Source organism: Limnoglobus roseus, assembly GCF_008254045.1.
GTDB lineage: Bacteria > Planctomycetota > Planctomycetia > Gemmatales > Gemmataceae > Limnoglobus > Limnoglobus roseus.
On the sequence record NZ_CP042425.1, the window covers coordinates 1,567,764 to 1,581,389 of the forward strand.

Annotated in this window: 11 protein-coding genes; 6 read left to right on the forward strand and 5 right to left on the reverse strand. The window is 66.3% G+C overall.

The genetic code is table 11. The annotated features are described in order from the left end of the window. Positions 1-14: 14 nt before the first annotated feature. Entirely contained in the window at positions 15-1,421 is a 1,407-nt protein-coding gene (locus PX52LOC_RS06435) for a YcjX family protein (RefSeq protein ID WP_149109309.1), read from the reverse strand. 196 nt (positions 1,422-1,617) lie between these two features. Between PX52LOC_RS06435 and PX52LOC_RS06440 the strand changes: the two genes are divergently transcribed. From PX52LOC_RS06440 to PX52LOC_RS06455, 4 genes are all read left to right on the forward strand, one after another. Next, positions 1,618-2,181: an RNA polymerase sigma factor gene (locus PX52LOC_RS06440; protein WP_149109310.1), complete on the forward strand. Its 564-nt coding sequence runs from the start codon at positions 1,618-1,620 to the stop codon at positions 2,179-2,181. A 53-nt stretch (positions 2,182-2,234) separates the two neighbouring features. Beyond that, a complete protein-coding gene (locus tag PX52LOC_RS06445; protein WP_149109311.1) occupies positions 2,235-4,310 on the forward strand; it encodes a serine/threonine-protein kinase in 2,076 nt (691 codons plus the stop codon). 131 nt (positions 4,311-4,441) lie between these two features. Further along, positions 4,442-5,356 (forward strand): DUF1559 family PulG-like putative transporter, encoded by a 915-nt coding sequence (locus PX52LOC_RS06450; RefSeq protein ID WP_149115428.1) that lies wholly within the window; start codon positions 4,442-4,444, stop codon positions 5,354-5,356. A gap of 82 nt (positions 5,357-5,438) precedes the next feature. Continuing rightward, positions 5,439-5,831 (forward strand): peptidase associated/transthyretin-like domain-containing protein, encoded by a 393-nt coding sequence (locus tag PX52LOC_RS06455; protein WP_149109312.1) that lies wholly within the window; start codon positions 5,439-5,441, stop codon positions 5,829-5,831. A gap of 43 nt (positions 5,832-5,874) precedes the next feature. Here PX52LOC_RS06455 and PX52LOC_RS06460 read toward each other — a convergent pair whose 3' ends face one another. Next, complete coding sequence (locus tag PX52LOC_RS06460; protein ID WP_149109313.1) at positions 5,875-6,771, reverse strand: metallophosphoesterase; 897 nt, start codon at positions 6,769-6,771, stop codon at positions 5,875-5,877. 310 nt (positions 6,772-7,081) lie between these two features. Between PX52LOC_RS06460 and PX52LOC_RS06465 the strand changes: the two genes are divergently transcribed. Further along, positions 7,082-8,848, forward strand: a complete 1,767-nt coding sequence (locus PX52LOC_RS06465; RefSeq protein ID WP_149109314.1) for a hypothetical protein — start codon at positions 7,082-7,084, stop codon at positions 8,846-8,848. Positions 8,849-8,995: 147 nt separating this feature from the next. Here the strand turns inward: PX52LOC_RS06465 and PX52LOC_RS06470 are convergent, their stop codons facing one another. The 3 genes from PX52LOC_RS06470 to PX52LOC_RS06480 form a co-directional block, all read right to left on the reverse strand. Next, positions 8,996-9,901 (reverse strand): sugar phosphate isomerase/epimerase family protein, encoded by a 906-nt coding sequence (locus PX52LOC_RS06470; RefSeq protein ID WP_149109315.1) that lies wholly within the window; start codon positions 9,899-9,901, stop codon positions 8,996-8,998. A gap of 51 nt (positions 9,902-9,952) precedes the next feature. Then, positions 9,953-10,963, reverse strand: coding sequence for an MBL fold metallo-hydrolase (locus PX52LOC_RS06475; RefSeq protein WP_149109316.1), 1,011 nt, complete (start codon positions 10,961-10,963; stop codon positions 9,953-9,955). A 66-nt stretch (positions 10,964-11,029) separates the two neighbouring features. Beyond that, positions 11,030-12,781, reverse strand: coding sequence for a redoxin domain-containing protein (locus tag PX52LOC_RS06480; protein ID WP_246173840.1), 1,752 nt, complete (start codon positions 12,779-12,781; stop codon positions 11,030-11,032). A gap of 235 nt (positions 12,782-13,016) precedes the next feature. Here PX52LOC_RS06480 and PX52LOC_RS06485 point away from each other — a divergent pair, with 235 nt between their 5' ends. Beyond that, complete coding sequence (locus PX52LOC_RS06485) at positions 13,017-13,598, forward strand: DUF2254 domain-containing protein (RefSeq protein ID WP_149109318.1); 582 nt, start codon at positions 13,017-13,019, stop codon at positions 13,596-13,598. The last annotated feature ends 28 nt before the right edge of the window (positions 13,599-13,626 follow it).

Consider the following 13,626-nt stretch of genomic DNA (forward strand, 5'->3'; position numbering starts at 1 on the left):
TTCACCCTTCCCGATCAGAGATCGAACAGGAACTCGGCGACGCGGTTCAACCCGATGTGAGACGGCGGGTGGCCGGCCCGATCCGGCGGGACCGGCGCGAACCGCGGGTAGAAGTATTCACCAGCCGGCCACGTCTTCGGCCACCGGGCCGGCACGGGCGACACTTTCACCGACCGCGTTTGCGATTCCGGTCGGCCGTTCTCGTCGAACGGCCGCACTTCGAGGTTCGGGTACTCCAGACTCGCGGACGAATCGACGGCCGAGCAGACGAAGTACTCGACGGTCAGCCACTGCCGGGCCACGACGTTCCGCAAGAGCGGTTGCACCATCACGCGGACGAGGTCGCCGAGCTTGTCGCGGTCGTCCCGGTGGACCTTGTCGGCCTGGCTCGCCACGACGGCGATCTTGCGAACCTTCGGAGCGTAGGGCAGCCGCGACCGGCCGGCGGTCAAGAATTGCACCACCCGGTCCGCCAACGTCGGGAGCGGCGTTCGCCCCGGTGCGAGGTAGGCCAGGGCCGTCGCGAGCATGTGGGCGCAGCCGTTGTACGCCCCGACGCCCGCTGCTAGCAGGACGGTCGGGTCGACCAGGACCACGAGTTGATCGCACGCGAAGAACTTGTCGGCCAACGGCGTGACGATCTGGTCCCGGTAGGCGGTGTAGTGCCGGGCGAAGGTTTCCGCGAGGGCCGGGTTGGCCGCCCGCGCGGCGGCCGGCAGCGGGGCGAACTCCCGATCCGCGTCGAGGCCGACGAACCGCACCTTCGCCAGCGCCTCGGCGTCCCCACTCTTGCGAACGTCCTTCGGGATGTATTCCCCCGTCGGGGTGACACAGAGCGTCGACGGCGTGATGACCGGCACGTACTGGAGCGCGAGCCGGCACAAGGCCCGCTTGAACTCCGCCACGACCGGCCCGGCCTCCAGGGTGCCCGCTCCTTCGACGAGGCGAAGGTAATCGCGGCTCGCTTCGAGGTAATCGAACTTCTCGTCGAGCAGGGCGAGCAGTTCGTCGGACCACTCCGCGTAGGTGGACCCGGCCATGCTCACGTCGGCCAGTCGCTCGCCGGGGAGGTCGGTCAGGATCAGCCGCGTCTCGCTCACCGCCCGCCGGACCCGGTCCATCAGGTTTCGACGGCCGCCGGTGAAGTCCAGCTGGCAGCGGTACTCGCTCAGGGCCGTCGTCTTCCCCGGCCACCGCCGGCCGTGAAGTTGCTCGCGGAACTTCTCGTAGGGGAATTCCGGCGTGCCGTCCCCGGCCGGCGGCAGTTCCCGGAACTCGACGTGCGTCGTGGCATTCCCCAGCGGGAACTCGCCGGGGTGGTGGTCCTGGAGGTGGTTGATGAGCGACGTGAGGAACGTGGACTTCCCGGCTTGCTGCATCCCGAGAACCCCGATCCGTCGCTCGTCCGTGTAGAGTGCCATCGTGCCCCTTCGCCTCGCCCGACCGCCCCGCCGTCAAAGTCAGTCAACACACTGACCGCCGGCAAGTCAACAACAGACTTCCGGATTGGTCACGGCGGGCAGCCGACGGTATGATGACAGTCCTCTCCCGCTCGCGCCTGCCTCACCTTGCCCGAAACCCGGCCCGTCGGGCGAGATCGACCGAGACTACCGTTTCATGCACACGACGTCCGCCACCCTCCTGGAGCGGGTCAAACGACTCGGCGATAGCGAAGCGTGGTCGCGGTTCGTGCGGCTGTACACGCCCGTCCTGTACGGCTGGGCGAAACAGATGGGCCTGCACCACGATGACGCGGTCGATCTCGTCCAGGATGTATTCGCCGTCCTCGTCCAGAAATTGCCCGAATTCGAGTACGAATCGCACAAGCGGTTCCGCGGGTGGCTGTGGACTGTGACCCGGCGGCGGTGGGTCGAGCGACAACGGCGCGCGGCTCTGCCCGTTGACCGCGGGCAAGACCCCGATCAGGTGGCGGCGGCCCGCTCCGACACCCCCGAGATCGACGAGAAGGAATTCCACGCCCACTTCCTCCGGCACATCGTGCCGACCTTTCAGGGGCAGTTCCAGGAATCGACGTGGCGAGCGTTCTGGAAGCACGTCGTCGAGGGGCGGCCCGTTCCAGAAGTCGCGGCCGAGGAAGGGCTGACAGTCGCGGCCGTGTACAAGGCGAAACTCCGGGTGACGGCCCACCTGCACAAGGAACTCGGCGACGTGTTGATGTGATCGTCCGCAGCGTGACGGCGTTTGTCACCCGTGATCCGACCCCGGTGGAAGGCATGACCCCTGGACCGACTTGCCCGTCCCGGGCCGATTTCGAAGACATGATGCTCGGCCGCCTGGACGACCAGCGGGCGGCGGAAGTCGAGGCGCACGTCGAAACGTGCGTGTCGTGCCAGGCCGCACTGGACGAACTGCACGTCGAAACGCACCTCACGGCGGCCCTGCGGGGCGGTCCGGTTCCCGTGGCCGCGGACAACCTCGCCGACGTAGTCGGCCGGCTGGAAGACATGGCCAGCCAGTTCACGCCGGCGGGGGCCGATCTGAGCGTCTCCGGGGACGGCGCGGCGGTCGCGGATACCGTGCCGTTCGACCCGCCGAGCCACCCGGAAGACCTGGGCCACATGGGCAGCTATCGCATCGTGCAACTGCTCGGGGCCGGCGGCATGGGGTTGGTATACTTGGCCCACGATGAGGTGCTGGACCGCAACGTCGCGGTCAAGGTCCTACGGCCGCGGATGTCGCGGCGGTCGTCGGCCCGCAAGGGGTTCCTAAAGGAAGCCCGGGCGATGGCGGCCCTGAAGCACGACAACGTCGTCACCGTGTTCCAGGTCGGCGAAGCGACCGGCGGGGCCGGGCCGATCCCGTTCCTGGCGATGGAACTATTGGAAGGCGAGAGCCTCGCCGATTGGGTTCGCCGTGAGGGGCCGCTGCCGCCGGAGTGGGTCGCCCGGTTGGGGGCGCAGGCGGCCCTCGGGCTCGCAGCGGCGCACGGCCGCGGCGTCGTCCACCGCGACATCAAGCCCGGCAACCTCTGGCTGGAAGCCCCGCCGGAGTGGGCGGCCCGGTCGGTCCAGGCGCGGCCCCCGCTGGCGGCCGTCGCACGGGTCAAGGTGCTCGACTTCGGGTTGGCCCAGCCGCCCCAAGGGGAGACGGACCCGGAAGTGGTGAACGCCGCCCTCGGCACGCCCGCGTACATGCCCCCGGAACAGGCCGCCGGGGCCGAGGTCGACCACCGGGCCGACCTGTTCAGCCTCGGCGTCGTGCTGTACGAGTTGCTGACCGGGAAGAGGCCGTTCCCCCGCGAGAACCGCCGCGAAAAGGCCCATTACCCCATACCCGCACCCGTCACCGACCTGGCCCCGGCAACCCCGCAGCCGCTCGCCTATCTCATCCATCGGATGATCTCGGCCGACCCGAACGACCGACCCGCCACGGCCCTGGAAGTCTTCCACGAGCTGCCGCCGGCCGCAGGGCTGGAGCCCGAGAGTGGCCCCCACTCGTTGCTCGTCCCCAAGCGGTCGCTAGAGCCGGCCAGGGCCAAGGGGTTGCGGCGATTCGGATGGATCGGCGGCGGCGCAATCGCCCTGCTGCTGCTCAGTTGGTTCGCCATCAATCGAGTCAGCCGGTCGTTGGAAACGGGCGAACCGGCCCCGGCCGTTCCGGAGTCGATCCCCGGCCCGCCCGACGATGCGTGGGTTCGCGAGGTGCACAAGTTGCCAAACGAGCGGCGGATTTTGGTCGTGGTCGCCAAGTTGCGGGAACTGAACCCCGACTACGACGGCAAAGTGGCCCGGTACGCCCTCGCGGACGGCAAGGTGAGAGAGTTTTACCTCCTCACCGACACGATCGCCGACATCCGGCCGGTCCGCGCGCTCGGCGATCTCAAGTCCCTCACGGTGGTCGGCAGCGAACCCGGCAAGGGACGGCTCGAAGACCTGTCCCCGATCCGCGGGCTGGAACTGACGATCCTGAACGTCTGGCAGAACGCCCGACTCACGGACATCTCCCCCGCGGCGGGCATGAAGTTAGTCATGTTCCAGGCCGGCGACACGCCCATCGAAGACCTGTCCCCACTCAAGGACATGCCGCTGACGACACTGGCGATCAACAATTGCCGAGTTCGCGACCTCTCGGTGATCCCGACCCTCCGGCGACTGAACTACCTCCGGTGCGACGGCTGCCCAGCTCAATCCTTGCAACCCTTACTTCGGTCCACCCTCTCGGAACTCACGTTCACGCCGAACCACGAACGTGGCCACGATTCGGAGGTTCTCGAAGGCATGAAACGGCTGACCAAAATTAACCAGATACCAGCCAACGAGTTTCGTCAAAAACTGACGCCGCCACAGTAACGATTCCGAGAAAAATCGCCACTCCGTGTCCAATTCGTGAAACTCTCCTCGAAGTCTCATATACCGGGAGACGCTCACTCCCACCTCTCACATTCGTCGATCCGTTCGGTCATTCATTGAGGGTCCGATTTATGTTCTCGAGCAAGGCGTCTTCACGTCGCGGCGGCTTCACGCTCATCGAGTTGTTGGTCGTCATCGCGATCATCGCCATCCTCATCGGCCTCTTGCTGCCGGCGGTCCAAAAGGTGCGGGCGGCTGCGGCCAAGATGACCTGCACGAACAACCTCAAGCAGCTCTCGCTCGCCTGCCACGGGTACGCGGGCGTCAACGACGACAAGCTCCCGCCGATCAACACGCTCATCTCGGCCACGGCTACGGCCCCGACCGGGACGCCGGAATCGGAAACGTACGGCAGCATCATGTACGCCCTCCTGCCGTTCGTCGAACAGGACAGCATTCAGCGGCGGTATCAGACAACCGGCTACCTGACGACGGCCAACGCGGCCTCGGTCGTCAAGACGTACATCTGCCCGTCCGACCCGACGGCCGCCGACGGCATCACGAGCACCGGGTGGGCCGGCACGTCTTACGCCGCCAACGCCATCCTGTTCGGCAAGGGCAGCTACTACATGTCCGAGTGGAAGAAGTCGATGTTCAAGATCGGCAACATCCCGGACGGCACCTCGAACGTCGTCGGCTTCTCGGAACGGTACATGGCGGCCGAGAGCGCCCGCAACGACCGCGACCGCGGGTTCGCGAAGGCGACGGAATCGACCTACAACACCCCGATCTTCGGCATCTACCAGACCTACTACCCGACCGGGTTCCCGACGGGCTGGTGGTTCTACAGCGCCCAGAGCTGGCAGTTCAGCCCGAAGACCACCGACGCCGTCCGCTGGGCGCTCCAGTCCGGCCACACGCAGAGCATCGTCTGCGCCATGATGGACGGCAGCGTCCGGGGCATCACGCCCGGCACCGACGCCACGACCTTCTGGCTCGCCGCCGTCCCGAACGACGGCAACGTCCTCCCGTCCAACTGGAACTAACCGTTCGCCCCACGGGGCACCGATTTCCTCGGCCGAAGGCGTTGCCCTTCGGCCGTTTCTCATCCTGGGGGTTCACCGGATCATGCGGACGCGAATTCTGTCGGCGGTGGTGGTGGTGAGTGGACTGCTCTCGGCCGGGTGCGGCGGCGGGTCGAACGGCCCTGGCAACGTCTTGTCGGGCGTCGTCACGGTCGACGGCCGGCCGGTCAAGGAAGTGAACGTCCTGGCGACGGGCGGTGCGGCTCAGTTGAGCGCGTTGACCAACGAACAAGGGGAGTACCGCTTCGAGAACCCGCCAAAGGGGGCGTTGAAGTTTCAGCTCACGTCGATGGCCCCACCGCCGCCGGGCGTGCCGGGGTCACCGCCGCCGCCAGCGGCCGCCGGCGTGCCCACGAAGTACACCAAGCCGGGCAACGACTTGGCGTTCGAGTACGCCGGCGGGAAGCAGACGTACAACATGGACCTGAAGCCGTAGCCGATCTTGCCCCGACACCCGCCCTCCCGCGGGTGTCGGCCGTTTACCGCCACTTCCAGTTGCCGCGGTTGAACGTCCTCAGCCACTTCGGTGACAAATATTCGAACTCCGGCTCGTCGGCGTTCCACGTCAGCACGCCGACGCTGCCCGTTTCGGCGTGACGGTCCTTGCTTTCGCGAAGCTCGAAGCCGGCCATGTGGAAGACCCGCGTGCGGCCGTAGTCCTTCTCGACCTCCGCCCCGTCGCCCGAGTAGTGGCCGAAGAAGGCAAACTGCGGCTGGGCCAATTGAATCAGGTTCGACAGCAACTCGCTGCCGTATTCTTCCCGCTTCGCCCCGAGCGGCGCGTCGTGCGTGAGTAGCACGTCGAGCCGGCCGGCGACCAACAATCGGTCGATCGCACGGCTCTGGATGAAGCCGCGGTCGGGCAGTTTCCGCCGGGCGTTTCGGCCTTGCCGGTCGACACCCCACACCGCCCCCACGCGGCAACTGGCGACCGTGGCCACCGCCCCGTCCTTGATGCCACGCACCCGACAGTAAGCGTCGACGACGAAATCCGGCTGCTTGCCGCTCGCCAGGGCCAGGCGTTCGAGTTCCTCGAAATCTTCATGGTTTCCCGCCGTAAACCAGAGGCCGGGCGGTGCGACGGGGTCGTCGAGAATCGAATCGGCGAGATCGTTGATTGCCACAATGTCGAGGGCACCGAGTTCGAGCGGGTCGTCCTTGGCGTGGCGGATGGTGGCGTTGTCCAGGCGAGACGGGTTCGGGAAATAGCCGAGGTCGCCGACTTGCAGGATGCCGTGAAGGGGCCGATGGAATTCCTTCGCCCAACAGTTTGCCAGCCGAAACGCGGGCAGAATGCGACCGTGCAGGTCGCCGAAAACCAGGAAGGTTTTCGGCCCCGGGTTCGGGTCGCTTGATTCTGGGGGTGTCGCATCCATACCGACAAGACGCCAACGTCGGAAATGGGTTCGGAGGGCGGTCGGAGTCTCGGGGCTTGTTTTGCCCACCGTCGGCCACTTCTTGCCCTTCTCGCGATTTTCGATGAAATTTTCGCGCGGACACACTTCTCGCTTGAAACACCGCTATACTCGTGCGTAACCTGGATGACAGACCATTCTCGCACGTTCGGCCTTGACGGCCGGGCGGCCGGCGACCAAAGATACGGCCGTCGCCCCACAACCGGGCGCGGTTTACCAATATGAGTGCCTGACCCGTCCCAACATCGACCCCTCCGAGTTGCACGACGCTTTGCTCACGACCGCTTCCTTACCGGGGCCACTGGCCCGCTCGAAAGCCGCACCGGTCCTGGCGATCTCCCAAGACCCTTACGACGTGCTGCCATCGACGGTGGGGGGACTGTCACCCGCGGAAGCTCACCGACTCGCCACCGCCCTGGCCTGCCCCGACCGCTTCTTGATCGCCACGCCGGACGGGTCGGACGCCCGACCGTTCTTACTGGCGCTAGTCGGCGAAGCCCGGCGGCGCGGGGAACGGGTGTTGGTACTCACGGCCGACGCGGAGGCGGCAAATCAGGTAATCGCGGCCATCTTGACTCAAGAATCGGCCGTCGTTCGGGCGATGGTAGGGGCAGAAGATACAGAAAGTTTGCCGGCGGAAGTGAAAACAGTGGCCTCGCGGGTTCTCGGCGTCGGCCGGGTGGAAGAAACCCGAAAGCGACTGACCGACACCGTCCGCGAGATTGGCCTTCAGTTAGAACAGTGGAACACGGCGGCCGGGACGTGGCAACAACTCCGCGACCTTGGCCGGCAGATGAGCGAACCAACCCCGCCGTCGGAAGCCGATCCGGCCCGCACGGCGGAGACGGAGAAGGCCCGGGTGAACTTGCCACTCCTCCGACAAGAGTTGGCGGACCTGGCCCCGATGGTCGAGGCGAAGAAGGCCGGGAAGCTGTTCTCGAAGGGCTTCTGGAAGGCCACCTTCCACGCCGACCTGACGAAACGGGCCGAGGAACTGGAATCGCTCATCCAACAAACGGAGCGGACACTGTCAACCGTCAGCGATCAGACGCCACTGCCGCTGAAGGGTCCGGACGGGGCAATCCTCACCGAGTACCGCCGGCTGTGCGAATCGCTCGCCGCCACGGGGCTGACCCCGCCGACCTCGCCCACGCCGGAGGCTATCGCCCTGGCGTACGCGGCGGCCGAAGGCGGGCGGCAGGAAGCGGAAGCATCCGGGAATTTCGCCCGCCAAACTCTGGCGGATTTGGAATCCGACCCGGCCGCGACGGCCGTACAATTTTTAAACCGGGCCGCGGTCGTTGTGGGACCGCGGGCCGCCTTGGGTGACTTGGCGATTTCGGCTGGAACTTTTGACCGAACCTTTTTAGAAAGTGCAGAGTCCGTGACCCAAACCGAATGGGAAGCAATCACTTCCACGAGCAACCGCATGATTTTGATGGGCGATTTCCTCTCGCATTCCGATTCCCGCCAACACCCCGGCCAGCCGCTCACCAACGGCTCCCACCACATGACCACCACCGTTACCGATGACCTCTGGCACATGGCCCACCGGCCGATCTGGTCCCGCGACGACGGCCCGCTTGTGGCCCACGTCGCCACCGTCGTCGGCGACGTGACCCGCGAACCGCTGGCCGACCGGCCGGAGATTGAACTGCGGTTCGGCACGACCGCGGACGGCGCGTACGTCCTCGCCGCCGTGGCGTTCCCGGTGTCGATGCCCGTGGCGGTCGCGAAGGCGTTCATGGCCGGCGAACTCGGCGAGGGCCAACTCGTGCCGCTCGGCCCGACCCGCTGGCACGCCGATCAAGTTCTCGTCTGCTGGCCACTCCTGGAATCGCACGGCGAGGGCGTTTGGATCGACCTGGAACCCGGCGTCCGCGAGCAAGTCGTGCCGATGGACGGCTTGCCGGTGACGGCGGCGGTCAGCTTCGACCCGGCCCTGTGGACGCGCGAGGCGGCCGAGGCGTGGGTGAACGAGAAGACCCGCGTCGCCCGCTCCCGCCGCACCACGGTGCTGGAGCCGGCGCTGGCGTAACTTCTGTCAGCACGACCAACAAATGCACCGTCGAGCGTCGCGGCGTAAGCGCGACGTGTCTTCCACCCAGGGAGACACGTCGCGCTTACGCCGCGACGCTCGACGGTGAAACGGCAATCCCTTCGAAGTCGGTGGGTTTCCAACGACCTACCGCCCGAACGCTTTCGCCAGATTCGCGTAACTCGCCTTCGCCGCCGCAACCGGGTCGTAGCCGGGCTTGTTGCTGATCTGTCCGCTCACTTCCACCACGACCGGCCCCGCGTACTTCGCGGCCGTCAGTCGGCGGGCGTAGTCGCCGTAGTCGATGCCTCCCTCACCCGGCAGCAGGAACTCGAATTTTGCCGGCGTCCCCTTCGCATCCTTCAGGTGAATGAACGCCGCGTGCGGGACCAGCGATGTGATCGCGTCCGCCAACGTCACGCCCTCCAACTTGAGGTGGCTGAAGTCGAAGCCGAGCCGCAGCCACGGGCTGTCGATCTGTTTGAGCAGCCACAGCGTTCCCTCAACGGTGTGCAGGGCGTTGCCGACGTGCGGCTTGATCGCGATGACGGTCTTTGCGTCCTTCGCCACCGCCGCCCACGCTTGGAGGCGCTCGACCAACTTGTCCTTCACCTTCTCCCAGTCGGCCGGCTTGCCGCCGAGGATCGTCTCGATCACTGGCGGGGCGCCCGGCGACAGGGCGTGGCCCAACTCGGCTGCGGCTTTCAGGCGATCCAGGTTCGCCCGGTGAACCGCGTCCGCCGCCGGCTCGGCGAGGTTCTCCATCAGCCCGTGGAGGCCGAGTTTCGCATCCTGGAGTTGCTTCCGCAACTCCTTGCGCGCGTCGGCCGAAAGTTGCTTCGGCTCGCTCGGGTAGCCGGGCATCAGGGCGAGTTCCACACCGTCGTAGCCGATGGCGGCACACGCCCGAATCGCGTCGGCGAGGGGCAGCGACTTCATGCCGTAGAGGCTGAAGCCGAGCAAGATCGTTTTCGTCGTAGTTTGACCAAAAGCGGTCGGCGTCAGCAACAGCGGTGCGGTCGCGAGCCATTCGCGGCGGGTGAAACGGGACATGGTCGGTCCTCCGTGCGGTTCGCGTAGTTTATCAGCGAACGGGCCGGGAGGTCAGAACCGGCCCCAGTGCGGCGGGAACTCGGTCCGGGGGAAGACCGCCTTTGCCTCGCGCAGCATGTCGCCCCACTCGTGGGGCGGGTAGCGGTCGGAAACGTGGAACAGCACGAGTTGCCGTGCCCCGCACCGGGCGGCCAGGGTCGCCGCCTCGGTCGCGACCATGTGCTTGTTCGCGACGGCCAGGTCCACGTCCGCGGGCCGGTACTGGCTTTCGCAGATGATCGTCCCGACGCCGCGCAACCGCTCGACCAGGTAGTCCACTGCTGGCCCGTCCATTCGGAAGTCCGTGAGGTAGGCCAACGAGTCGCCGGACGTCAGGGTCAGCAACTCGGCCTGAACCTCGGCCAGCGAGTGTGCCGTGCCGCTCACTTCGACCACTTCGCCCGGACCGGCGGGCGTCCCGCGCACCCGCTTGAGCCACGGTCCGGGCTTCCAGCCGCGGGCGGCCATGCGATCGGTGTTCACGTTTACCCGGTCCACCTCGCGGACGAGGTACGCCATCGACGGCGTGCCGTGGTTCATCGTGAAGGCCGAGAGCGAGTAGTCGGGGTGGGAGAATAGAAGTTCGGAGGTGCGCCCCTGCCCTGCTTCCGGGTGGGCGGTGGCGAACTGCTCGGACAGTTCGAACCGCTCGACCTGGACGCCGTCGGGATGGATGTCGTGGACGAACCAGGGCACGTGCTTGCCGGCGACGAGGTTCCACAGGAAGCCTTGCAGCCGGTGGTGCAGGACCGCCCGCGTCCCCGGCGGTCCCCAGACACAGTTGCGTTTCGTCTCGCGGTCGTACACTCGGCGGAACAGCGAATCGAACCCGGCCACGTGGTCCATGTGAAAGTGCGAGAAGCAGAGGTGATCGAGTTGCAAGAGTTCGGCGTTGGGAACGGCCCCCGGGCAGCCTTCCCCGCAGTCGAACAATAGGCGGTGGATCGCCTGGCCCGTGGTGACACGCACGAACGCGGCGTTGTCCTCACCCGCCCCGCCCAGAACTTGAAACTCGATGGCCATCGAACCCCTCCGGTACAATTGGGCGAACGGACGGTCGCCGGGGCCGGAGGGTTCGCGGCCGCCGGCTCAGTCCTTCTCGGTGTACACCACGAAGCCGATCATCATCTCCTGCCACGTCTGGTTGCCCCAGCGGACCTTCGACGTGGGGTCGGGGTTCGTCGGGTTCTTGTCCGAGTTGTCGTACCACGCGGTACACTCGATCTTCGACCCGGCCGGAATGTCCCGCGGCTTCGCCAACTCGTAGTTCGCCTGCCAGTTGAAGTCGTACTTCGGGATGTTGCACAACACCTCGCGCGAGCCGTCCGGCGACACCAACTCGAACTTGAACGCCTTGCCGCGGACGTGCATGTGCGGCGTGAAGCTGTACACCGTCACGGCCTTCTTGAGCGTGTGCGACGACTTCACTTCGTAGTTGTCGGCCCCCGGCGGGATCTGGAACTTGCCGTTCAGGATCGAGCGGTTTTGAATCTCGTGCTTCGGCGGCCCCTTCGCGTAGCAGATGCCGATCATCGACTGGTCCTTGCCCGCCTGACCGTTCGGCGTGTAGTGCATCTCGAACATCAACTGCGAGCCTTTGAGGATCTTGCGGGCGTGGTCTTTCGGCAGGACCGTCGGCGCGTCGCCGGGGACGTAAGCCCCGAGCATGTGCGAGCCGAAGTCGGGGCCCATGACGTCCAGGAGCGAGCCGCCCGGGGGGATGATGAAACAGATGATGTGGTGGACGACGGCCCGGTACTCCGGCCGCACTTCGACCGCCTCGATCCACTTGTCCTCGGCGAACTTCTCGCCGACCGGCACGTACTGGTACGGCACGCCGATGCCGAGGAACGAGTTCGCGGGGATGCTGATCGGCTTCTTCAACTTCAGCACCTCGTCCGGGTCGCGGGGCAGCCGCCAGCCGTCGAGGAACGTCCGGGGCGCGGGCAGATCTTTCGCGTCGCCCTCCACGCAGCCCTGGTCGATCCACGCGAGCAGCGTGGCCTTGTCCTCGGCCGTCAGGCGGCGGTCGTTCTTGAAGTGCCCGAACTTCGCGTCGGCGTGCCACGGCGGCATGATGTCGTCGGCGACGACCTCGCGCATCATGGCCGACCAACTCTTCGCGCTTTTGTAGCTGTCGAGCGCGAACGGGGCGGCCTCGCCGGCGCGGTGGCACTCCAGGCACTTCGCCTGAAGGATGCGCGACACTTGTTTCGTGTACGTGACCGGCTCGCCCGCCTTCACCGGCGACTTCTCGCGCGTCAGTTTGCACCCGCTCGCGGCTGTCTGCGTGACCTTCACGTCGCTACCTTCCAGCACCGCGTCGATGGCGTTGCCGAGTTCGCGGGTGGTCGCCTTCGGCTTGTGGACGCCGGGCGTGAACTGGTCGTCGATGCGACCCTGGTAGCGGACGGTCCGCGTCGCGTCGAGCACGAAGGCGGTCGGCACGCGGTCCACGTTGAACTTGTCGGCGACCTTCGTGCCGTCGTCCTTCAGCACCGGGTACGACAGGGCGAAGTTTTTCGCCTGCTTCGCGATAGTCGCGGCGTCGTCCGACTCGTGGCTGTACACGGCGACGAACTTCACGCCCTCGGCCTCGTACTTCTTGGCCATCTGCTGAACGACCGGCACGTAGGCCAGACTGACCGGGCACCCCGTGGTAGGAAACAGCACGACAACGGCCTTCGCGTCGCGGGTGTTCTCGACGAGGCCCCACGCCTTGCCGGTGGCGGCGTCGGTGAGTGTGAAATCGGCGATCTTGGTCCCCAACGGCGGGCCGGGCTCGGCGGCGGAAAGTGGAATGGCGGATAGGGTTAGGAGCACCAACAGAGCGCAGCGCATCACGCGAGAACCTCCAGTTCGGGCCGACGATTGTCCTGCACCTTCAGATTAACGGGGGCAACCGTCGGAGGGTATACCCCGCAAGTGGCCGTTCGGATTCAAGTTGGGGCGAGCGGGGCAAGAATTCCCATCTTCGCCTTGACAGAACCGCCGAGAATCGTCAACTTAACCATGCCTCTTCTCTGTTCCGGCCCCGCCGCTGATGGTGCAACGCCATTGACGGCGGGGTTTTTTTATGGCCACCGTCCGACTGACAAAAGATCAGTGCCAGCGTGACGAACTGCCGGGCTTGTGCGCCCGTTGCGGCCGGCCTGCCTCCACGCACATCGACCGCACGTTCGCCTGGAACCCGCCGTGGGTGGGGGTATTCCTCCTCGCCGGAATCCTCCCCGGCGTGATCCTCCTCTTCGCCACCCAACGACGCCTGCGGGTCCGCCTGCCAATGTGCGAACGGCACCTCCGCCACTGGCGTTCACCGACCACGTTCACGTGGATCGGCCTGCCCGTGTGTTTGGGGATCATCGTCTTCGGGCTGTTCGTTTTGGGTGAAATCCACCACGGGGCTTCGCCGGTTGCGAACGCCGGGGTGTTTACGTTCCTCGCGTGGATCGCCGTGGTCGGCGTGTGGCACTCGCGACTAATCCGCCCGGAGCGCATCGACGCCAACGGGATCGTGCTCACCGGCGTGGCCGAGGAATTCGCGGACGCAGTGGAAGCGATGCGGGAAGAGAGCACCCCCACCCGCGACTACGGCGAGTACGACGACGAGGACCGACCCGCCCGGCCGCGACGGAATCGGTACGAAGGGGACGACTGACCCGTGGCGATTCGTCCGACCGGCTCGC

Coding starts and splice junctions, on each gene's coding strand:
- PX52LOC_RS06485 (WP_149109318.1), top strand. CDS start 13,017: ATGGCCACCGTCCGACTGACAAAAGATCAGTGCCAGCGTGACGAACTG.
- PX52LOC_RS06470 (WP_149109315.1), bottom strand. CDS start 9,901: ATGTCCCGTTTCACCCGCCGCGAATGGCTCGCGACCGCACCGCTGTTG.
- PX52LOC_RS06450 (WP_149115428.1), top strand. CDS start 4,442: ATGTTCTCGAGCAAGGCGTCTTCACGTCGCGGCGGCTTCACGCTCATC.
- PX52LOC_RS06435 (WP_149109309.1), bottom strand. CDS start 1,421: ATGGCACTCTACACGGACGAGCGACGGATCGGGGTTCTCGGGATGCAG.
- PX52LOC_RS06455 (WP_149109312.1), top strand. CDS start 5,439: ATGCGGACGCGAATTCTGTCGGCGGTGGTGGTGGTGAGTGGACTGCTC.
- PX52LOC_RS06480 (WP_246173840.1), bottom strand. CDS start 12,781: ATGCGCTGCGCTCTGTTGGTGCTCCTAACCCTATCCGCCATTCCACTT.
- PX52LOC_RS06440 (WP_149109310.1), top strand. CDS start 1,618: ATGCACACGACGTCCGCCACCCTCCTGGAGCGGGTCAAACGACTCGGC.
- PX52LOC_RS06460 (WP_149109313.1), bottom strand. CDS start 6,771: ATGGATGCGACACCCCCAGAATCAAGCGACCCGAACCCGGGGCCGAAA.
- PX52LOC_RS06445 (WP_149109311.1), top strand. CDS start 2,235: ATGACCCCTGGACCGACTTGCCCGTCCCGGGCCGATTTCGAAGACATG.
- PX52LOC_RS06475 (WP_149109316.1), bottom strand. CDS start 10,963: ATGGCCATCGAGTTTCAAGTTCTGGGCGGGGCGGGTGAGGACAACGCC.